Genomic DNA, 21,508 nt, shown 5'->3' with positions numbered 1-21,508 from the left:
GACGCACGGCCGACACGGCACGCGGCGGTCGTGCGTCACTCGTCGCGCAGCGGGTGCGCGATCTCGTCGGCGGGCAGCCGCGCCCACAGCGTCGCGACGACCGCGACGACGAGCGGCACCGCGCCGGCGATGTAGAAGGTGTTGCGCAGGCCGATCGCGTCGGCGACCGGGCCGGCCAGCGCCATCGACACCGGCATCAGCGAGACGCTGACGAAGAAGTCGAGGCTCGCCACCCGCCCGAGCAGCGCGGGCGGCACCCGGCGCTGGAGCAGCGTGCCCCAGATGACCATCGGCGCCGAGAACAGCGCCCCCATCACCCCGGCCGCGACGACCACGACCCAGATGCGGTCCGCGAGCGCGATCACGAGGAAGGGCAGGCACCCGACGCCCCACCCGAGGTTCATCCAGGTGAGGTAGCGACGCGGCATCCGGATCGACGCGACGAGCAGCGAGCCGAGCGCACCGCCGATGCCGAAGGCGGCCAGGACGTAGGAGTGGTCGTCGGGCCCGCCGCCGAGCCGGTCCTTGATCAGGAACGGGATCAGCACCTCGAGCGGGCCCATCATCACCAGGATCATCAGCGACGCGAACAGCAGCGTCGCGAGCAGCCACGGGGTGCGGATCATGTAGGAGAAGCCCTCGCGCATGTCGGCGACCGCCGAGCGGACCGGGTGCCGGGCGTGGGCGTCGTCGAGGGTACGGCGGATGGGGGTCTGCGGGACCCGCGCGAGCACCACCAGCCCGACGGCCGAGGAGACGGCGGCGACCGTGAACGCCGCTCCGGGCGAGGCGGCGCCGACCACCGCGCCGGCGACGGCCGGACCGATCGCCTGGCCGATCGTCGGGCGCACCATCCCCTCGAACCCGTTGACGGCCTGCAGGTCGGACTCGGGGATCAGGGCGGGCAGCCACGCGGAGTAGGCGGGGTAGTAGAACGCCATGCCCATGCCGGTCACGAAGGTGACACAGGCCAGGATCCACACCGCGTTCAGGTCGGCGCTGGACAGGAAGGCGACCAGGGTCATCGCCACGAGCTCGACCAGCGCGACCACGAGCAGGATCAGCTTCTGCGGGACGCGGTCGGCCACGACGCCGGCGAGGAGGGCCGGGACCAGCACGCCGACGGCGCTGGCGGTCATCACGGTCGAGAGCTGGCCGGGACCGCCGCCGAGGCGGATCACCTCCCACACCAGCGCCACGATCCACACGCCGCTCGCGAACGAGCTGGCGGACAGGGCCACCGCGAGCCAGCGGTAGGCCGGGGTGCGGAACGGCGTCAGCGCGCGGGGGAGGCGGCGCCCGACGACCTGGTCGCCGACGGTGTCCTGCACCTGGTCGGTGATCGGGTCTCCCATGTCTGCATTGTGCCGGGGAGCACCGACAACGGGCGAGGCATGTGGGAGCGGGGCATCCCGCTAGCCTCGGGGCCATGCGCGCCGTACAAGTCGAGACGACCACCGGACCCGACGACCTGAAGGTCAACGACGTCCCCGAGCCGACGCCCGGCGCCGACGACGTGCTCGTCGAGGTGCACAGCGTCGGGGTGTCGTTCCCCGACCTGCTGCTGAGCCGCGGGGAGTACCAGATGAAGCCGGAGCCGCCTTTCAACCTCGGTGTCGACTTCGCGGGCGTCGTCCTCGACCCGGGCAGCAGCGAGCTCGCGACCGGCCAGCGCGTCGCCGGTGTCGCGGGCTGGGGCAACGCAGCCGAGCGGGTCGCCTCCCCGAAGGCCTGGACCTTCCCGCTGCCCGACGCCCTGACCTTTGACGAGGGCGCCGCGCTGCCGATGAACTACCTCACCGCGCAGTTCGCGCTCAAGGACCGCGGCGGCATCCGCGAGGGCGACACCGTGCTCGTCCACGGCGCCGCCGGCGGCGTCGGGACGGCGACGATCCAGGTCGCGAAGGGGTACGGCGCACGCACCATCGCCGTCGTCAGCACCGAGGAGAAGGCGGCGGTCGCCCGTGCCGCCGGCGCCGACGAGGCGGTGCTCGTGGACGGCTTCAAGGACGCCGTCAAGGAGCTCACCGGCGGCCGGGGCGTCGACATCGTCCTCGACGTCGTGGGCGGCGACCTGTTCACCGACTCGCTGCGCAGCCTCGCCGAGAACGGGCGGCTGCTCGTCGTCGGCTTCACCGCCGGCCAGGGCATCCCCGAGGTCAAGGTCAACCGGCTGCTGCTCAACAACATCGACGTGCGGGGCGTCGGGTGGGGCGCCTACGCGATGACGCGGCAGGACTTCATGCAGCAGCAGTGGCGCGAGCTCCTGCCCATGATCGAGGCCGGCGTCGTGAGGCCGCCGATCGGTGCGACGTACGACATGGACGGCTTCGGGCGGGCGCTCACCGACATGGACGAGCGCCGGACGCTGGGCAAGTCGGTCGTCAGGATCCGCTGACGGCGAACGCAGGCGACCGCCGTACGCCCGGCGGATATGGTCGGACCCGTGAGCATCCTCGATGACGCCCGCCCGGGCATGAACCCCGACATCCGTCCGCAGGACGACCTCTTCGGCCACGTCAACGGCCGCTGGCTCGACGAGACCGAGATCCCCAGCGACCGCTCGAGCTGGGGCCCCTTCGTGCAGCTCGCCGACGTCGCCGAGTCGCAGGTGCGCGACATCATCACCTCGATCGCCAACACCCCCGCCGCCGAGCTGGATGACGAGGGCCGCAAGATCGGCGACCTCTTCGCCTCCTTCATGGACGAGGAGAAGATCGAGAAGCTGGGCACCCGCCCGATCCAGCCGCTGATCGCCGCCGTCGCCGGCCTGCGCGACGTCCGCGACCTGGCCGCGTTCCTCGGCGAGTTCGAGCGCATCGGCGGGGCGGGCCTGTTCGGGTCGTACGTCGACACCGACGACCGCAACTCCGACCGCTACCTCTTCCACATCACGCAGGGCGGCCTCGGCCTGCCCGACGAGAGCTACTACCGCGACGAGAAGTTCGCGGAGGTGCGGGAGAAGTACGTCGCCTACCTCACCCGCCTGCTCGAGCTGGCCGACGTGCCGGACGCCGCCGACGCGGCCGCGACGGTCCTCGACATCGACACGAAGCTGGCGGCCGGGCACTGGGAGCGCGCGGAGACCCGCGACGTCCAGAAGACCTACAACCTCACCACCCTCGAGGAGCTGAAGGCGCTCGCGCCCTCCTTCGACTGGGACGCCTACATCACCAACCTCGGTGGCAACGACCAGACGATCGCCGAGTCCTGCGTCCGCCAGCCGTCCTACCTCGCGCACCTGTCCACCGTCCTGGACGAGGTGCCGCTCGAGGCGTGGAAGTCGTGGCTGCTCACGCACGTGCTGCGCAGCGCCGCGGCGTACCTCCCCGGCGACTTCGTCGAGACCAACTTCGACTTCTACGGCCGCACCCTCAACGGCACCCCCGAGCTGCGCGAGCGCTGGAAGCGCGGCGTCTCCCTCGTCGAGGGCGCGCTCGGCGAGGCCGTCGGTCGCGAGTACGTCGCCCGGCACTTCCCGCCGGAGTCCAAGGCGATGATGGACGACCTGGTCGCCAACCTGCTCAAGGCCTACCGTGTCTCGATCGAGGCGCTGGACTGGATGGGCGAGGAGACCAAGCAGCGGGCCTACGACAAGCTCGACACGTTCCGGCCCAAGATCGGCTACCCCGACAGGTTCCGCGACTACTCCGACCTGGTCGTGACCCCCGGCGACCTGATGGGCAACGTCGCCGCCGCGTCGGCGTTCGAGACCGACCGCGAGCTGCGCAAGATCGGCTCCCCGGTCGACCGCGACGAGTGGTTCATGCTGCCGCAGACCGTCAACGCCTACTACAACCCCGGCACCAACGAGATCTGCTTCCCGGCCGGGATCCTGCAGAAGCCGTTCTTCAGCCCCGACGCGCTCGCGGCCGAGAACTACGGCGGCATCGGCGCCGTCATCGGCCACGAGATCGGCCACGGCTTCGACGACCAGGGCGCGCAGTACGACGGCGCGGGCAACCTCAACGACTGGTGGACGGCCGACGACAAGTCCGCCTTCGAGGTCAAGACCAAGGCCCTGATCGAGCAGTACGACGGCTTCGAGCCGCGCAACCTGCCCGGCGAGAAGGTCAACGGCGAGCTCACCGTCGGCGAGAACATCGGCGACCTGGGCGGCCTGACCATCGGCCACAAGGCGTTCGTGATCGCCGAGGGTGGCGAGGCCTCCGTCGAGGACCGCCGGTCGCTGTTCATGAACTGGGCCTACTGCTGGCGCACCAAGCGTCGCAAGGAGCAGGACCTGCAGTTCCTGACCATCGACCCGCACTCGCCGCCGGAGTTCCGCGCCAACATCGTGCGCAACCTCGACGAGTTCCACGAGGCGTTCGAGACCTCCGCCGACGACGCCCTGTGGATCGACCCCGCGGAGCGCGTGCGCATCTGGTGAGTCAGGCGGTGGCGCCGCGCTACCGGACCGTACGGCTGACTTTTCCGCTGGAGACCAGCGTGCCTGTCCGGTAGCGGCGGCCTGTGGATGAGCCGGCGCGCGCTGAGGGAGATCCCGGCACGCTGGTGCGATGGCCAGGCACCGTTGGGACCCGATCGCCCCGCGCGTCGCCGTCGTGCACCCGACCCGGGTCGGGAGCAAGGTCTTCCCCAGCGACCCACCGATGCTCCTCACCCCCGCACGAGCCCGCGGCGGTCAGTGGGAGCGCACCTCGACCGGCCGCTACGTGCCCGCCGGGACCGACCGGGCGCTCGTCGAGCAGCGGATCGTCGAGGTGGCGGCACGGCTGCCGAGCGGCGGGGTGGTGACCGGATGGGCGGCGTGCCGGCTGCTCGGGGCGGCCTGGTTCGACGGACTGGGGCCTGACGGCACGACCCCGCTGCCCGTGGCTGTCGTGGTCGGCCCGCGGGGCGCGGTGCGCCGCGCGAGCTCCGTCAACGTGTCCTTCGAGCGTTGTCCCGAGTGGGAGGTGTGGCAGCGGTACGGCGCCCGGGTGGCTCGGCCCGAACGCGCGGTCTTCGACGAGATGCGCCAGCACGGACGACGCGAGGCGCTGGTTGCCCTGGAGTCGGCCCTCGCCGCCCGGATCACGTCGCTGGAGCGGATGCGTGCTACGCGTCGTCCCATCCCTCCGCGCGTCGGTCCACGGTGGTGGCCTGGGCCCTGACCCGGGCCCGGGGCCGGGTGCGGTCACCGCTCGAGGTGCGGGTGCGGACCACGGCCGAGGAGGACGCGGGCTACTCCCGACTCCTGGTCAACCGGGTCGTGCTCACCGCCGACGGAGTGCGCATCGGCGAGGTCGATCTTCTCGACCCGGAGTCCGGGACCGTCATCGAGGTCGACGGTGCCGACCACCGCGACGCCGGCCGGCAGTCCTGGGACATCACCAAGGAGGAGGCGCTGCGTCAGTCCGGGTTGGAGGTCTGCCGTGTCACAGGTCGGCAGGCCCGCGAGCTCGACAGCCTGGTCGACCGGCTGCGCGCCGTACGTGCTCGCTCGCGGTCCGACTCGCCGGCCGACCGGCGCTGGCGGCTCGCCCCGCTGGACGAGGACAACGAGACGTGGCTCAGCGAGCGCGAGCAGGATGCGATGTGGCTCGAATCGATCGACGGAGCGTGAGCTACCGGACCGTACGGCGGTCTATGACCCTCCCAGGCAGCCCGACTGTCCGGTAGCGGCTACACCGCGCCGGCCAGCGCCCGCTGCTGGAGGGCAGCGGCGGCGTAGGTCCGGCGCCACTCCTCGAAGTCCCACGTCCGCAGGAACCGCGAGGCTGCCTCGACGCCGTTGTCGAAGAGCCCGCGCTTGGCCGCGCAGCTGAGGCGGAAGTCGGTGGAGCGCACGCCGCTGGTCTCGACGAACACGGTGCGCGAGGTGACCGAGGGCCGGTCGACGTGGACCTGGTCGTGTGCGTTGGTCATCGTCGCGACCAGCGCCTTGGCCAGCGACAGCGGGTCGTCGGCGTCGTGCCAGCGCTGATCGCACAGCGGCAGCCGGGCCGACAGCTTGATCCCGAACGTCGGGTGGCCGGGCTCGTCGTCGAACAGGTCGATCGGGTAGTTGGAGAGCATCCCGCCGTCGGTGAGGACGATCTCGCGGCGGCCGTCCGTCAGCGCGGGGTCGACCGGTAGCCGCCACGGCCGGAAGAAGAACGGGATCGAGGCGGAGGCCCGGACGGCGTCCGCGACCGGCATCGCGTCGGGCGAGATGCCGAGCAGCGGCTGATAGTCCCAGGGCAGGCGCAGCATGCGGCCGCGGGAGACGTCGGAGACGATCACCACCAGCCGGTAGCGGTGCTCGATCGGTGTCCGCGACGTCGCGCCGGGCAGGCGCAGGTCGCCCCAGGTCTCCACGCCGGCGCGGGCCAGGGTGTCACGGATCCAGCGGTGCAGGGTGCGGCCGCGGTGGATCCCTTCGCGCGCGAGGAGGTCGATGCCGTTGCCCAGCGGCCCCAGGAAGCGGCCGGCCGCGCCCTCGTCGAGGAAGTCGGTGAAATCGGTGTCGATGGTCAGCGCCTCGAGCTCGTCGCTGAGTCCCGCCGCGACGAGCGAGGCCACGATCGCGCCGGCCGACGTGCCGGCGACGCGGTGGAAGTCGTAGTGCCCCGCGAGCACGTGCACCGCACCGGCGAGCCCGGCGCCCTTCACCCCGCCGCCCTCCAGCACCAGATCACTCAACGCCATGCGCCCTCACCCCCCGGTGGACGGCCGCCCTGCGGCGACCCATGAAGGTAAAGAGAAGGCAAAGGAACCGCGTGATACCGCCCGGCTGCGACCATGAGCCCGTGAAGCCAGGTCACGACCAGTCGTCCCACGCCGTCCGCATGGAGTGGGGCCCGACCGGCGCCGCAGCCGTCGCCGCCGATGTCACCGTCGTGGTCGACGTCCTCTCGTTCACCACGACCGTGTCCGTCGCGGTCGAGCGCGGCATCACCGTGCTGCCGTTCCGGTGGAGGGACGAGCGGGCAGCGTCGTACGCCGCGGAGCGCGACGCCGTCCTCGCCGTCGGTCGCCTCGAGGCGCGCGAGCAGGCCGGGACCGTCAGCCTGTCGCCGGCCGCGATGGCGCAGGTCGAGGGCATCACCCGGATCGTGCTGCCCTCGCCCAACGGCTCGACCATCTCCTTCGCGCTGGCCGACGGCGGCTCGGAGGTGGTGGCCGGCAGCCTGCGCAACGCGTCCGCGGTCTCGGCGTACGTCGCTGCGCGCATGCGCGAGGGAGCGTCCTGCGCGGTCGTGCCGGCCGGCGAGCGGTGGGACGACGACACCCTGCGCCCGGCGGTCGAGGACCTGTGGGGGGCCGGCGCGGTGCTCGCCGGGCTCGTCGACCTCGGGGTCACCGGGCTGAGCCCGGAGGCACGGGTGGCCGAGCAGGCGTTCCGCGCGGTCCGTGCCGACCTCGCGGCCGCGCTGGCCGGGTGTGCGGGTGGGGTCGAGCTCGCCGCGGCCGGGTTCGCGGAGGACGTGGAGGCGGCGGCGCGGCTCGACGTCAGCGGGGTCGTGCCGGTGCTGGTCGGCGAGGCCTTCGTGGACCGAGGCCGCTAGGTATCCACCTGCCAACCGGATCCCCCGGATTCGGGGGCCGGACCGGATCCCCCGGATTCGGGGGCCGGACCGGCGGAGTTGGTCACCAGATACCTACCGCGCCCCGGCAGCCCCTCAGATCGAGGTGGTTGGTTGCGACCTACCAACCTGGGCGCGGCCACCGAGGTGCACCACGCCGTCCATCGACGACAGACCGACCTGCTCGTGCGTGATCCACACGATGCTGCGGCCCTCCAGCGCGGCCAGCACGTCGCGCGTCACCTCCGCCGCGGTGGCCGCGTCGAGATGGGCGGTCGGCTCGTCGAGCACCACCACCGGCTGCCGGCCGAGCACCGCGCGCGCGAGCCCGAGTCGTGCGCGCTCGCCGCCCGACACCTCGCGGTGGCCGGCTCCGACGAGGGTGTGCAGCTCCCACGACCCGAGGCCCGCGACCCGGAGGGCGGCAGCCACCTCGGAGTCCGTCGCGGACGGCCGCGCGAGCCGGACGTTCTCCACGACCGAGGTCGCGAAGAGGTAGGGGTCGTCGTCGACCAGGGCGACGTGGGCGCGGATGTCGTCGAGCGCGAGCGAGCGGGCGGGCACCCCGTCGAAGGCGACCTCGCCGTCGAGGAACCGGACCAGCTGCGCCGCGATGGTCGACTTCCCCGAGCCCGACGGACCTACGAGCCCGACGCGTTCGCCCGGGCCGAGACGCAGACAGGCCTCGGGCACGTCGATCGTGGGGTACGTCGAGGGCCACCCCATCGGCGACGGGGGGTCGACGACGGCCGGCGTCCGCGCGAGCAGCTCGTCGATCCGCGCCGTGGCCGCCCGGCACCGGGCCCGGGCGACGACGGCGTCGACGACCGGGGCGAGCACCTCGTGCAGCGCCAGCGGCAGCAGCACCAGCAGGGCCGCGGTGGCCGGCGCGAGCCCGCCGGCGACCGACGGCATCAGCGCGACCGAGCACCCGGTGGCGAGGAGGAGCAGCGCGCGCCCTATGGCGGGGGTGGACGCCGCCCGCCGACCGAGGCCGGCCAGGCCGTCGCTCGCGGTCACGACGGAGGCGACTGCGGAATCGTCGCGCTGCCAGGCCACGAGCTGGCGGGCATCGGTCAGGGTGGCCTCGACCCGCTCGCCGAGCAGGGCCCGCGCTTCGACGTACGCCCGCTCCACGCCGGCCGCGCGGTGCGCGACGAGGAGGGCGACGAGCGCGGTCACGAGGACGGGCACGGCCACGACGAGCGCCGCCGCCGGCGCGACGAGGCCGGCGAAGATCAGCGCCAGCGCGGACACCGTGCCTGCGGCCCACAACGGCACCCGCACCCGCACCCGCTCGTCGACCAGCGCGTCGACGTCGTCGACCAGCGAGGTGAGGAGGTCGCCGCGGCGCCGGCCGGCGCCCAGTCGACCGGGGACCAGCGGCACGAGCGCGGCGTACACGTCGGCGCGCCGGTCCGCCAGGCGGCCGAGGGCCTGCTCGTGGGAGAGGAGGCGCTCGGCGTACCTCAGGACCGGACGCGCGAGGCCGAAGGCCCGCACGCCGACGATCGCGACCATCAGGGTCAGCACCGGCGGCTGGGCCGAGGCGCGGGTGATCAGCCAGCCGGCGGTCGCGGTCAGCGCGACGCCGGCCGCGGCGGAAAGTGCTCCCAGCGCGACGGCACCGACCTCGCGCCGGCGCGAGGGCTCCCACGCCACCGGGTCGGGGACCGACGCGACGACCGGGCGGGCCGAGGGCGCGACGGGCAGCGGTGACAGCGTGACGACCTCGTCGGCCAGGTCGACCAGCGACGGCCGGTGCGCGACCACGACGACCGTGCGCGACCGGGCCAGCTCGCCGACCATGCGCTCGAGCACGTCGGAGGTGACGGGGTCGAGGTGGGCCGTGGGTTCGTCGAGCAGCACGACCGGCCGGTCGCTGACGAGCACCCGGGCGAGCGCGAGGCGGGCGCGTTCGCCCGCGGACAGCCCGGCACCGTCCTCGCCGAGCTCCGTGTCGAGCCCGTCGGGCAGGGTCAGCACGACGTGGGCGAGGTCGACCCGCTCGAGCGCGCGCCAGAGCCTGGCGTCGGTGGCGGTGGGGTCGCCGTGGCGCAGGTTGGACGCGATCGAACCGGCGGCCAGCCAGGGCCGCTGCGGCAACCACGCCACGGACGGTCGCCACTCCTCGGGGGTCGAGAGCCCCGCCACACGCACCGACCCCGAGGTCGGGGTGAGCTCGCCGGCGATCGCGGCCAGCAGGGTCGACTTGCCGCAGCCCGACGGTCCGACGATCGCGGTCAGGCCGATCCCGAGGCGCGCGCTGAGCCCGGCCACGACGGGGGCCTCGCCCCAGCCGAGCGTCACGTCGTCGAGCACGACGCCGACCTCGTCGAGCCGCGGGGCCTCGACGGGCACCGGGGCGACCGCGACGTCGGCCGACGCGAAGGCCGCGGCCCCCTCGGCGGCCGCGTGGAACTCAGCCCCGACGCGGCGCACGGGCCAGTAGGCCTCAGGGGCGAGCAGCAGCACGACGAGCGCGGTCGTGAAGTCGAGCGAGCCGTGGGCCAGCCGGAGCCCGACGCACACCGCGACCAGCGCGACCGACAAGGTCGCGAGCAGCTCGAGCACGACCGACGACGCGAACGCCAGGCGCAGGGTCGCGAGCGAGGCGATCCGGTGCCGGTGGGTGACCGCGCGGATGGTGTCGACCTGCGCGGTCGCGCGACGGTGCGCGACCAGGGTCGGCAGCCCCCGCACGACGTCGAGGAAGTGTCCCGAGAGCGACTGGAGCAGGCGCCACTGCTTCTCCGCCCGGTCGCGCGTCGCCATCCCCACGAGGGCGGCGAAGACCGGCACGAGCGGCACCGTGAGGGCCACGACCAGCCCGCTCCACGGGTCGAGCCAGGCGATGGTCGCGACCGTCAGCAGCGGGACGACGGCGGCGACGACCAGCGCCGGGAGGTAGCGCGTGAACCACGGCTCGGTCGCGGCCAGCCCGCGCGTGAGCAGGACCGCGACCTCGCCCGTACGCCGCTGCGAGCCCAGGCTCGCCCGCAGCACGCGTCCCCGCAGGGCCGTCGAGACGCTGCCCGCCGCCCGAGCGGTCGCCAGGTCGACGACGACCCCGGTGAGACCGCGCAGTGCGAACACTGCGACCGTCGCGACGGCCGCGGTCGTCACCGACGTCCCGCGCGCGAGGCCGACCACCAGGGCCGCGATCGCGAAGGCCTGCCCGATCAGGAGCACCCCGCCCACGATGCTGGCGGCCGTCGCGACGACCAGCGCGCCGCGGGCCGGCGCGAGGTGCGGCCGGAGCGCCGGGTCGAGCGGCTTCACTTGGAGGCCAGCTGGGGAGTCGGGATGTGGTGGGTCCCGATCCGCTTGCGGAAGACCCAGTAGGTCCAGGCCTGGTAGCCGATCACCAGCGGCGTGAAGACGGCCGCGGCCCACGTCATGATCGTCAGCGAGTAGTCGGTCGCCGACGCGTTGGTGGTGGTGAGGCTGAACGCGACGTCGGTCGAGGACGGCAGCACGTCGGGGAAGAGCGCCACGAAGATGCCGGTCACCGCCAGCGCGATCGCCCCGAAGGTCCCGGCGAACGACCAGCCCTCGCGACCGGCGTACGCCGCGGCGACCCCGCCGACGAGCAGCAGCGCCGCGACGACGAACACCAGGGCGGACGTCGGCGAGCCCGTCCGGGCCTGCAGCCACGCCAGGAAGACGACGGCGAGCACCGCGGCAACGATCCCGCTGCGCCAGGCCAGCGCCCGTGCGCGCAGCCGGATGTCGCCCTCCGTCTTGAGGGCGATGAAGGTCGCGCCGTGGGTGACGAAGAGGCTGAGGGTGACCAGCCCGCCGAGGAGGCCGAACGGGTTGAGCAGCGTCAGCAGGCTGCCGGTGAACTCCATGTCGGCGTCGATCGGCACGCCCGCGGCGATGTTGGCGAAGGCGACACCCCACAGCACGGCCGGGAGCAGCGAGCCGAACGTGATCGCGGCGTCCCAGCGCGCGACCCACTGGGCGTCGTGACGCTGGTGGCGGTACTCGAAGGCGACACCGCGCACGATCAGCGCGACCAGGATCAGCAGCAGCGGGAGGTAGAAGCCGCTGAAGAGCGTGGCGTACCAGTGCGGGAAGGCCGCGAAGGTCATGCCGCCGGCGACCAGCAGCCAGACCTCGTTGCCGTCCCAGACCGGCCCGATGGTGTTGATCAGCACCCGTCGCTCGGTCTCGTCCTTCGCGAGCACGGGCAGCAGCATCCCGACGCCGAAGTCGAAGCCCTCGAGGGCGAAGTAGCCGACCCAGAAGAAGGCGATGGCGACGAACCAGACGGTGGTGAGCTCCATGACAGTCTCCTTCGTGGTCAGTAGGCGAACGCGAGCGGCGCGTCGTCGGAGTGCTCGGGGTCGCCGGGGTCCGGCGGTTCCTCGAACGGCGCGAGGCCCTTGCGGATGGCGGTGCCGAGCAGGCGCACCTCGATGACGGCGAGCACGGCGTAGAGCAGGGTGAGGACGACCAGCGACGTCGCCGCCTCGGCCACCGAGACGCCCGGGGAGACCGCGCGCTCGGTGGTCATCAGGCCGAACACCGCCCACGGCTGGCGGCCCATCTCGGTGAAGATCCAGCCGAACGAGTTGCCGGCGAGCATCAGCAGCGGCAGCCCGATCCCGAGCGTGCCCAGCCACCTCGCGCCCGGCGCCCGGCCACGTCGGGTCACCCAGAGCAGCAGCGCGGACCCGGCCGCGGCGAGCGAGCCCATCGTGATCATGAAGCGGAAGCTCCAGTAGGTCACCGGGATGACCGGCGTGTAGTCACCGGGCGTGTAGTAGCTCGCGCCCGGGTCCTGGCCGTAGGTCTGGCGGTACTCCTCGCGCAGGTCGTTGATGCCCTCGACCTTCCCGTCGAAGGTCCCGGTGCCGAGGAAGGACAGCAGGCACGGCACGGTCACCGCGAACTTCTCGTGCTTGCCGTCGGGGGTGCCGACGGTGAAGACCGAGAAGGGGGCGCAGGTGTCCGCGGTCTCGTAGAGGCCCTCGGCGGCCGCCATCTTCATCGGCTGCACCTCGGTCATCACCTTGCCCTGCAGGTCGCCGGTGATCGCGACGCCGAGCCCGGCGAGCAGGGTGATCGCCGCGCCCAGCCGCAGTGAGCGGCGGTAGACCTCGCGGTCCGCGCTGCGGCGTACGAAGAGCCAGACGCTCACGCCCGCCATGGCGGCCGCCGCGGTCATGTACGCCGCCAGGACGACGTGCGGGAACGTGACGAGCTGGACCTTGTTGAACATGACGGCCGCGAAGTCCGTCAGCTCGGCGCGGCCCGACTCGGGGTTGAAGCGGTAGCCGACGGGGTGCTGCATCCACGAGTTGGCGGCCAGGATGAACCAGCTCGAGGCCAGGGTGCCGAGGTGGACGATCCACATGCAGGCGTTGTGCAGCCCGCGCGGCAGCTTGTCCCAGCCGAAGATCCACAGGCCGAGGAAGGTCGACTCGAGGAAGAAGGCGAGCAGCCCCTCGATCGCGAGCGGGGCGCCGAAGACGTCGCCGACGAAGCGGGAGTAGTCCGACCAGTTCATCCCGAACTGGAACTCCTGCACGATGCCGGTCACCACGCCGATGGCGAAGTTGATCAGCAGCAGCTTGGCGAAGAACTTCGTCAGCCGGAGGTAGTCGGGGTTCTTCGTGCGCAGCCACAGCGTCTCGAGGAGTGCGACCAGGGCGGTGCCGCCGATCGTCAGCGGCACGAAGAGGAAGTGGTAGACGGTGATCACGCCGAACTGGATCCGCGCGATGTCGACGACGTCCATGGGCAGGTTCCGATCTGCGACCTTGACTACTACCTTGTGTAGTACCTACTACCGACTGTAGTACGCAAAGCGTCGTAGGTACACTTGGGGGGTGCCCTACGGAGATCTCGAACGTGCTGTCCTCGACGTGCTGTGGGAGGCCGACGCCGACGCGTGGCTGACCGTCCGCGAGGTGCACGCGGCGCTGGCGCCGTCGCGCGAGGTCGCCTACACGACCGTGATGACGGTGATGGAGCGGCTGGCCCGCAAGCAGCACGTGGTCCAGCGCAAGGACGGCCGGGCCTACCTCTACCGCCCGCGCGCGAGCCGCAGCGAGATGGTGGCCGAGCTCCTCAGCGACACCCTCGACGACTTCAGCAGCCACGACCGGCAGTCGGCGCTGGTCGCCTTCGTCGAGGACGCCTCGGACGCCGACGTCGCCGCGCTGCGGGCCGCGCTCGCGCGGCTCGAGGGGTCCTGACCCGGACCGATGGACGCGACCCCGTTCGTCCTCGCCGGGCTGGGCGTCGCCCTGGCCGGACCGGTGCCGGCGCTGCTGGCGCGGGCGGGCTGGCTGCGGCGTACCCCCCTCGCCACCATGCTGCTCTGGCAGTGCGTCGCCCTCGCGGCGGTGCTCTCGGCGCTCGGGGCAGGGCTGTCGCTGGCGACGTCGCACGGCTGGAGCACGCCGTCGGTGCTCGCGCTGGTGGTGACGGCGGTGGTCGCGGTGCGGCTGGGGATCGCGGGGCACCGGGTCGGTACGTCGCTGCGGACCCTGCGCCGCCACCACCGTGAGCAGCTGGACCTGGTGACCGAGCAGCGCGGGCGGCTCGCAGTGCTCGCGACCGAGCAACCACTGGCCTACTGCGTGCCGTCGTTGCGTACGTCGCGCGTCGTGGTGTCCCAGGGTGCGCTGGACCGGCTCTCGGACGACGAGCTGAGTGCCGTCGTCGCGCACGAGCGGGCCCACCTGCGGGCCCGGCACGACCTGGTCCTCGAGGCCTTCTCGGTGCTGCACCGGGCGTTCCCGCGGTGGGTGTCGTCGGCGTCGGCGCTGCGCGAGGTGCGGATCCTGGTCGAGGTGCTCGCCGACAAGGCCGCCGCCCGCGACACGGGCTCGGCCCCGCTGGCCCGGGCGCTGGTCGGGCTGGCCGGTGCGCCCTCGCCGTCAGCTGGACTCTCCGCGGCGGGGTCCGCCCCCGAGCTGGTCGACCGGATCGACCTCCTCGCCGCGCCGCCGCGCCCGGTCCAGGCGGTCCTCGTCTCGCTGGCCGCCGTCGGGATCGTGGTGCTGCCCACCGCGTTCGTCGTCGCGCCGTGGCTGCTCGGGCTGGCGTGAGGTCGCGGGCCCACCCCGGTTGTGCCACCCGAGCCGATGTCCGGCGAGGCGGGGGGGGGGGGGAGTTAAGTGAGGGTTTGTCGGCTGCGACCCCGAAAACCGACAAACTCTCACTTAACTACCCCGGCCGGACGGCCGGCCACCTCACCAGCTCGACCATCGTCCTGGTCAGGCAGCCGTACGGCGATAGCCCAGCAGCCGCCGACGCTCGGCCTCCCCCAGTGCGCGTCGCTGCGCGACCGTGACCGTGGGCGTCCACCACGCGGGTAGCTCGTCGAGCCACCGTCGCTCTGCCGCGGGCCGGCGAGCGGCACGGGCGTACGCCTCGACGAGCCGGCGGGCGAAGGCGGTCGTGTCCGCCAGGTCGCCGGCCACCATGGTGACCCCCTCCAGACCGAGCTCGCGGTAGGCCGCCTCCTGACGGATGTCGGTGCTGCGCTGGGCGCCCACGAGGTGCACCGCGGCGCCGTCGTACTGGCCGTAGACACCGGCTTCCACGTCGAGCAGGTCGGGCGTGCCGACGTGGCGTCCGTTCCGGTCGAACACGGGCCGGTTCGCGAGCGGCATCGGCCGACCGGCGTCGAGGTGCCACGCGCACCTCATGACGGGCTCCTGCGGCGACCAGCTGTTCTCCGACGCCAGCCGCAACGCCTCGCGCAGCTGCGGGACCCCGGTCATCGTCATCATCACGGCAGCCGCGCAGCGTGCCACCTCGTCGATGGACACGAGGTCGTCGTAGGCCGCCATGTCGATCACCCGCACCGCCTCGACGAGCGACGGGGCGTGCCGCATCGCGAAGCCGACCGCCCAGACGGGCAACGCCACCCGACAGCCGTGGTCCCGCTCGACGGCCCACGGCTGCACGCTCTCCTGGGTCGGCCTCGCCTGGTGCTGCCGCCGTGGGCCACGCCCGACGCCGATGTGCACGTCGACCGGCAGCAGCGACCCGTCGGGCGCCAGCCCCTCGAACCACCTGGCGCCCCGCCATGCTAGGGCCGCCCATCCCGTGACGACGCCGCCGGGCCACAGCGCCGACGCCTCGACGACGCGCTGGCGTGCCGTGAGCGGGACCTCGGCCGGCACCGACAGGCCCCACCCGGTCGTACGCCACCGGGCCGACCGGACCTGCCATGCCGTCGGCCCACCGACGTCACCGGCGCGGCGGGGCCAGAAGAGACCGGCGTCCAGACCCTCCCGGGGACCGATCCCCCGCGCAGGCGGCGCCCCGGCGACCAGCTCGGGCACGGGTTCCATCCCGACATCGTGGTCGCGCATCGGCGTACGCGCATCGCGTCATCCACAGGCTGCGGGATCGGGAGGAAGGGCCGAGCCGGATGGTCGGGGTAGTTAAGTGAGGGTTTGTCGGCCGCGACCCGGACATCCGACAAACCCTCACTTAACTACCCAGATCCCGTCCAGACCCTGTGGACCGAGGGCGGCTGCCGTCGGCGGCGCCTGTTAGACATGGGCCCATGACGACGTCGGCCACGACCGAGACCCGGACCGCCGCCCGCGAGGAGGCGGAGGGCCACCTGCGCGCGCTGGTGGGCAGCGACGACGCCGTCCTCCGCGACGACCAGTGGTCGGCCATCGAGGCGCTCGCCGTCGACGCCCGGCGCGCGCTCGTCGTCCAGCGCACCGGCTGGGGCAAGTCGGCGGTCTACTTCGTGGCGACGCTGCTGCTGCGCTCGCACGGCGCCGGGCCGACCGTCATCGTGTCGCCGCTGCTCGCGCTGATGCGCAACCAGATCGCCGCCGCCGAACGGGCCGGCATCCGGGCCGTCACCATCAACTCCACCAACATCGAGCAGTGGCAGCCGATCAACGACGCGATCAACGCCGGCGAGGTGGACGTCCTCCTCGTCTCGCCCGAGCGACTCAACAACCCCGGATTCCGTGACGAGGTCATGCCGCGGCTGGCCGCGACCTGCGGGCTGCTCGTGGTCGACGAGGCCCACTGCATCTCCGACTGGGGTCACGACTTCCGCCCCGACTACCGCCGCATCCGCACCCTGCTCGACACCCTGCCCACCGGCATCCCGGTGCTCGCGACCACGGCGACCGCCAACGCGCGGGTCACCGACGACGTCGCCGAGCAGCTCGGCCGGGACGTCCTCGTCCTCCGCGGCTCCCTCGACCGCGAGTCCCTGCGCCTCGGGGTGGTCCGGCTGAAGACCGCCGAGATGAGGCTCGCGTGGCTGGCCGACCACCTCGCCGAGCAGCCGGGCTCGGGCATCGTCTACTGCCTGACCGTCGCCGCGACGCAGGAGGTCGCGGCCTACCTCCGCGACCGCGGCCACGAGGTCGCGGCCTACTCCGGCCAGACCGACACCACCGAGCGGCAGGCGCTCGAGCAGGCCCTCGTCGACGGTCGGGTCAAGGCGCTGATCGCCACGTCGGCGCTGGGCATGGGCTTCGACGCCTCGCTCGGGTTCGTCATCAACCTCGGCGCCCCGCAGTCCCCGGTGGCCTACTACCAGCAGGTCGGCCGCGCCGGCCGCGGCACGGACGACGCGACCGTGGTGCTGCTTCCCCAGCTCGAGGACCGCGACATCTGGGCCTACTTCGCCTCCCTCGCCTTCCCGCCCGAGCAGCTCGTGCGCCAGACGCTCGAGGTGCTCGGCGACGCTCCGGGCGCGATGAGCACGGTGGCGCTGGAGACGTACGTCGAGCTCAGCCGCAACCGCCTCGAGACCCTGCTCAAGGTGCTCGACGTGGACGGGGCGGTGCGCCGGGTCCAGGGCGGGTGGGTCGCGACCGGGCAGCCGTGGTCCTACGACGCGGAGCGCTACGCCCGCGTCGCCGAGGCGCGGCAGCGCGAGCAGGACGCCATGCTGGCCTACCTCGACTCGACCGAGTGCCGCATGCGGTTCCTGCGCGAGCAGCTCGACGACCCCGAGGCGGTCGACTGCGGGCGCTGCGACAACTGCGGGGGCCTCACGCTGTCGACCACCGTCTCCGACGCCGCCGTCGCGGAGGCCGGTGAGGCGCTCTCGCGGCCCGGCGTCGCGATCGAGCCGCGGAAGCTCTGGCCCACCGCGCTGGCCAACCTCGGCCTCGACCTCAAGGGCAAGATCGCGACCGGCCCGGCCGCGGGCCGGGCGATCGCCCGGCTCACCGACCTCGGCCACGGCCAGGCGCTGCGCGCGCTCTTCCGGGCCGGTGCAGAGGACGGGCCGGTGCCCGACCCGCTGAAGAGCGCCCTGCTCACCGTGATGAAGGACTGGTCGCGCGACTGGGACGAGCGACCGGTGGCGATCGTGGGCGTCGAGTCCTCGACCCGCCCCCAGCTCGTCGGCGACCTCGCGACCGGCCTGTCCCGGGTGATGCAGATCCCGATCGTGGGCCGGTTCGCGATCGTCGACCCGTCGATCGAGCCGGGCCGGGGTGCCGCCAACTCGGCGCAGCGCGTCGCCGCGGTGCAGCGGCGCTACGACCTGATGGCCGACGTGCCGGCCGGGCCGGTGCTGCTCGTCGACGACCTCGTCGTCAGCGGCTGGACCCTGACCGTCGCCGGCGTCGCGCTCCGCGAGGCCGGCGCGAGCGCCGTGCTGCCACTGACGCTCGGCACGCAGACCTAGGCCTGATCCTGGCTCAGTCGCGCGGGAGGTGCGGGTAGTAGTCCCGCGCCACCCCGTTGCGGTCGACGAGGGTCGCGACCCGCAGGCCGGCCGCCTCGACGGTGCGCGAGCTCAGCCACGCCAGCACGACGGCGGGTACGGCGACGACGACCGCGGTCACCAGGAACACCGACCCCGGCTGGGCCTCGGGCAGCAGCCCCCACGCGGAGGCGACCCGCATGACCGGCTCGTGGACCAGGTAGATCCCGTAGCCCAGGCCGCCGATCCAGACCAGCGTCGGCTCGGAGAGCCCGCGCGCCCACGGTCCGTCGTGGAGCACGATGCTGGCCAGGGCCACGCACATCGCGGCGGCGTACAGCGTCGGCCACCAGTGCCCGACCGCGCCCGTCTCGGGGCGGAGCAGCACGAGGGCCAGCAGCGTCACGACGCCAGCGGTGGCGACGAGCCGACGCGGCACGGTCGCGAGGCGCACGCCGTACGCGCTGACGACCGCCAGCAGCATCCCGACCGCGAAGCTCGAGGCCCGCGACATCGGGGAGAACCACACCGACCAGTTGGTCGGGTCGGGCGACGTCAGGTGGATCGTCGTCAGGTTGTAGACCAGCCCGACGGTCAGCAGCAGGACGGGCAGCCCGAGCAGGCAGGCGAGTCGCGTGCGCGAACCGGGCCACCGGCTGCGCGCCCAGCGGAACACCGGGAAGGACAGCGCGACCAACAGGTAGAAGTGGAACTCCACGGCCAGCGTCCAGGCGGGCCCGTCGGTCCAGAAGATGTACTGGTCGCTGTAGACGTGCGTGAACGTCAGGTGGAGCAGCAGGTCCTGCCAGTGCCCGGGCAGCGACGGGTTGGACAGCGCCCAGACGACGAGGACCACCGTCCAGTAGAGCGGCAGCAACCTCGCCGTACGCCGCAGCAGCATCGCCCGCCCGGAGCGGGTCTCCTGGTCGGTGGCGATGGCGCGCGCGACGGGCAGCCAGAGCACCAGCCCCGAGAGCACGAAGAACATCTCCACGAACATCTCGGTGCCGATCATCAGCTGGTGGGGCAGGCCCTCCCAGGGCCAGCGGACGTCGGGACCGCTGCGGGAGTACTGGTAGGCGTGGAAGACCACGACGCTGAGCGCCGCGACGGCGCGCAGGGCGTTGAGCGGGAACATCCGGCGGTCGGTGCCGTCGGTGGGCGTGCCGTCGGTGGGCGTGCCGTCGGCGGGGGCGGCGGCGGACGCCGGTGGGGTCTGGGTGAGGGTCGTCATGCGGCAACCTCCATCCGCTGGTCGGAGTCGGTGGGATCGGAGTCGGTGGGATCGGAGTCGGGATCGGTGGGCGAGGAGCCGTGGCTCGCGGCGGTGCGGGGCGTGACCACCCACTGGTGCTCGCCGCGCAGCTGCTTGAGGTGCGCGACGCGGTTCACCAGGTTCTTGGCCTCGGTGTAGACGAGCAGGTTGGCCAGGCAGGACCACATGAACCACGAGCGGTGCCGCCGGATCGCGGGGGCCGCGAGGCGGTAGGCCGCGAGGGTCTGGAGCGGGCCGGACACGGTCACGAACAGGGTGATGAGGACGAACAGGGGCGAGGTCATCCGCAGCCCCCCGTCGCGCCAGGCCAGGAACATCAGCAGCGGCCAGGCGAACATCGAGACCCACGGGTAGACCTCGCGCCAGCCGAGGAGGTAGACGAGGCCGACCTTCTGGCGCAGCGTCAGGTGCGGGCGCTTCAGCAGCGTCCACAGGTGCCGCACCGAGACCTGGAACCAGCCCTGGGCCCAGCGCAGTCGCTGCTTCCACAGCGAGCGCACGTTCTCGGGGGCCAGCTCGTACGACACCAGCCCGGGGTCGCTGACGAGGCTGCCGCCGGCGCCGAGGGTGCGCATCGAGGCCTCGATGTCCTCGGTCAGGAACGAGCCGCGCAGGCGGATCCGCTCGAGGGCGGTGGCGCGCCAGTAGCCGTTGGACCCCCCGAAGATGCCGAAGCCGGAGAAGGCCGCACGGCCCGGGTGGGCGACGGCGTAGATCTGCTCGAACTCGACCGCGACCAGCTTGGCCAGCGCCGAGTCGTCGCCGTTGCGGATGACGCAGTGACCCTGCACCACGTCGTGGCCGGCCGCGATCCAGCGCCACGCGCGATCGAACGACCCGTCCGCCGGGTGGTGGTCGGCGTCGAAGATCCCGACGAACTCGCCGGTCGCGATCCGCAGCGCGGAGTTGACGTTCTGCGCCTTCGAGGTCGAGTCCTCGACCTTCAGCACCGTGAGCCGCTCGTGCGCGCGGTCGAGGGCGGCGAGCCGCTCCTCGACGGGCAGCGGCACCGGCGAGTTGTAGGCCAGCACGACCTGGAGGTCGCCGCTGTAGTCGTGGTGCACGAAGTGCTCGAGGGTCTCCTCGATCGTGTCGGCCTCGTTGGGGAGGTACGCCGCGATGATGGCCGTCGCCTGCGGTGCGTCCTGCTCCGGGGCCGGTGGCACCCGCGGGGGCGTGAAGGCGTGGGAGACCTCGGCCCAGATGGTGAGGGCCGTGAGCGACAGCGCACCGACCAGCGTCCAGTAGAGCGGGCCCGACACGTCGATGCCGAGCCGGTAGAGCCCGACCATCAGCAGGAAGGGGACGAACACGCTGCCGAGCGTGGCCCACACGACCTGCCGGCTGGCGCTGAACCAGGAGATGCGCGGGTTGCGGGACTTCACGTGCGCGCCGTCCTGGCGGGGCTGCAGGTCGCGCTGGCGCAGCGACTCGCTGGCCGCCTCCGTGGCCGCCTCGGCCGCGGCGGTCGGGTCCTGCTGACGGGTGATGGGGGCCCAGCCGACGCCGAGGTCGGCGAAGCCGCCGGTGCGGTGGAGGCGGTCGAGGACCTCGAGGGCGAAGTAGGCCATCTCCTGCAGGCGCACGGGCCGTGCGGCCCGGTCCTCGCGCCGGAGCTGGAGCAGCAGGCGCCCCTCGGGCGTGGCCGAGACCAGCTCGCCGGGCTGGAGCCGCGCGGTGAGGAGCTCGGCGGCGCGCTCGACGACGGGCAGCGGGGCGCGGGAGTGGTCGTCCTCGCCCTCGGGCCAGACGGGGTCGATGACCGCGACGATCCGGCGTCGGGCGACCTGGGTCAGGCGGGAGACGGGGGCGGTGATGTCGTCGCTCTCGACGACGCTCCCGGTCGTGATCGGGTGGTCGAAGGGTGTTCTCGTGGCTGCGTGCAGCGTCATGGGGGCCTCTCGGTGGCGGGCACGGTCGGCCGGGCTCCACGGGGGCGGGAGTCCGGGGGAGGTGCGCGTCTGCGTGAGCCGCGTCCAAGCCGTCCACCGTGCCGAGAACGGCGCCGAGTCTCAAACCGAGAGGGGGGTCTGGGCCGGTGAGCCTCCCCACGCG

At 72.9% G+C, this 21,508-nt stretch carries 16 protein-coding genes; 8 read left to right on the top strand and 8 right to left on the bottom strand.

The features are described from left to right. Positions 1-35 precede the first annotated feature (35 nt). Positions 36-1,355: an MFS transporter gene (locus tag C7S10_RS04865; RefSeq protein ID WP_108343199.1), complete on the bottom strand. Its 1,320-nt coding sequence runs from the start codon at positions 1,353-1,355 to the stop codon at positions 36-38. Positions 1,356-1,429: 74 nt separating this feature from the next. On the opposite strand from C7S10_RS04865, the gene C7S10_RS04860 reads away from it, so the two are divergent. The 4 genes from C7S10_RS04860 (at position 1,430) to C7S10_RS04845 (ending at position 5,569) form a co-directional block, all read left to right on the top strand. Continuing rightward, on the top strand, positions 1,430-2,398 hold the full coding sequence (locus tag C7S10_RS04860) for an NADPH:quinone oxidoreductase family protein (RefSeq protein ID WP_108343198.1): 969 nt from the start codon (positions 1,430-1,432) through the stop codon (positions 2,396-2,398). Positions 2,399-2,446: 48 nt separating this feature from the next. After that, positions 2,447-4,390, top strand: coding sequence for a M13 family metallopeptidase (locus C7S10_RS04855; RefSeq protein WP_108343344.1), 1,944 nt, complete (start codon positions 2,447-2,449; stop codon positions 4,388-4,390). A gap of 130 nt (positions 4,391-4,520) precedes the next feature. Beyond that, on the top strand, positions 4,521-5,117 hold the full coding sequence (locus tag C7S10_RS04850; RefSeq protein ID WP_108343197.1) for a hypothetical protein: 597 nt from the start codon (positions 4,521-4,523) through the stop codon (positions 5,115-5,117). Beyond that, on the top strand, positions 5,102-5,569 hold the full coding sequence (locus C7S10_RS04845) for a hypothetical protein (RefSeq protein ID WP_133176427.1): 468 nt from the start codon (positions 5,102-5,104) through the stop codon (positions 5,567-5,569). Before C7S10_RS04850 ends, C7S10_RS04845 begins: the two co-directional genes overlap by 16 nt. A 59-nt stretch (positions 5,570-5,628) precedes the next feature. Here the strand turns inward: C7S10_RS04845 and C7S10_RS04840 are convergent, their stop codons facing one another. Beyond that, the gene (locus tag C7S10_RS04840) at positions 5,629-6,633 is read right to left on the bottom strand and encodes a patatin-like phospholipase family protein (RefSeq protein WP_108343195.1); all 1,005 of its coding nucleotides are present in this window, start codon (positions 6,631-6,633) and stop codon (positions 5,629-5,631) included. Positions 6,634-6,734: 101 nt separating this feature from the next. Between C7S10_RS04840 and C7S10_RS04835 the strand changes: the two genes are divergently transcribed. Further along, positions 6,735-7,493 carry a 2-phosphosulfolactate phosphatase gene (locus C7S10_RS04835; protein ID WP_243395207.1) on the top strand — a complete coding sequence of 253 codons (759 nt, stop codon included), beginning with the start codon at positions 6,735-6,737 and terminating at the stop codon, positions 7,491-7,493. A 114-nt stretch (positions 7,494-7,607) separates the two neighbouring features. Here the strand turns inward: C7S10_RS04835 and cydD are convergent, their stop codons facing one another. Genes cydD through C7S10_RS04820 form a run of 3 tightly spaced genes read right to left on the bottom strand, consistent with a single transcriptional unit; the run spans position 7,608 to position 13,260 of the window. Continuing rightward, entirely contained in the window at positions 7,608-10,793 is a 3,186-nt protein-coding gene (gene cydD, locus C7S10_RS04830; protein ID WP_108343193.1) for a thiol reductant ABC exporter subunit CydD, read from the bottom strand. Then, a complete protein-coding gene (gene cydB, locus C7S10_RS04825; RefSeq protein WP_108343192.1) occupies positions 10,790-11,803 on the bottom strand; it encodes a cytochrome d ubiquinol oxidase subunit II in 1,014 nt (337 codons plus the stop codon). The genes cydD and cydB overlap by 4 nt, the downstream gene beginning before the upstream one ends. Before the next feature lie 17 nt (positions 11,804-11,820). Continuing rightward, positions 11,821-13,260, bottom strand: a complete 1,440-nt coding sequence (locus C7S10_RS04820; protein ID WP_108343191.1) for a cytochrome ubiquinol oxidase subunit I — start codon at positions 13,258-13,260, stop codon at positions 11,821-11,823. A 91-nt stretch (positions 13,261-13,351) separates the two neighbouring features. On the opposite strand from C7S10_RS04820, the gene C7S10_RS04815 reads away from it, so the two are divergent. Next, complete coding sequence (locus tag C7S10_RS04815) at positions 13,352-13,720, top strand: BlaI/MecI/CopY family transcriptional regulator (RefSeq protein ID WP_108343190.1); 369 nt, start codon at positions 13,352-13,354, stop codon at positions 13,718-13,720. Between the two features lie 9 nt (positions 13,721-13,729). Next, on the top strand, positions 13,730-14,578 hold the full coding sequence (locus tag C7S10_RS04810) for a M56 family metallopeptidase (RefSeq protein ID WP_108343189.1): 849 nt from the start codon (positions 13,730-13,732) through the stop codon (positions 14,576-14,578). Between the two features lie 168 nt (positions 14,579-14,746). Here C7S10_RS04810 and C7S10_RS04805 read toward each other — a convergent pair whose 3' ends face one another. After that, complete coding sequence (locus C7S10_RS04805) at positions 14,747-15,832, bottom strand: hypothetical protein (RefSeq protein ID WP_108343188.1); 1,086 nt, start codon at positions 15,830-15,832, stop codon at positions 14,747-14,749. A gap of 218 nt (positions 15,833-16,050) precedes the next feature. On the opposite strand from C7S10_RS04805, the gene C7S10_RS04800 reads away from it, so the two are divergent. Next, positions 16,051-18,159: a RecQ family ATP-dependent DNA helicase gene (locus tag C7S10_RS04800; RefSeq protein WP_108343187.1), complete on the top strand. Its 2,109-nt coding sequence runs from the start codon at positions 16,051-16,053 to the stop codon at positions 18,157-18,159. A gap of 13 nt (positions 18,160-18,172) precedes the next feature. Here C7S10_RS04800 and C7S10_RS04795 read toward each other — a convergent pair whose 3' ends face one another. Both C7S10_RS04795 and C7S10_RS04790 read right to left on the bottom strand, forming a co-directional pair. After that, on the bottom strand, positions 18,173-19,411 hold the full coding sequence (locus tag C7S10_RS04795) for an acyltransferase family protein (RefSeq protein ID WP_108343186.1): 1,239 nt from the start codon (positions 19,409-19,411) through the stop codon (positions 18,173-18,175). Next, a complete protein-coding gene (locus tag C7S10_RS04790) occupies positions 19,408-21,345 on the bottom strand; it encodes a glycosyltransferase family 2 protein (RefSeq protein WP_108343185.1) in 1,938 nt (645 codons plus the stop codon). Before C7S10_RS04790 ends, C7S10_RS04795 begins: the two co-directional genes overlap by 4 nt. Positions 21,346-21,508: the final 163 nt, after the last annotated feature.

This window comes from Nocardioides currus (assembly GCF_003057875.1).
Classification (GTDB): domain Bacteria; phylum Actinomycetota; class Actinomycetes; order Propionibacteriales; family Nocardioidaceae; genus Nocardioides; species Nocardioides currus.
Note: the sequence above shows the minus strand (reverse complement) of the source record. Positions and strands in the feature narration are given on the sequence as shown.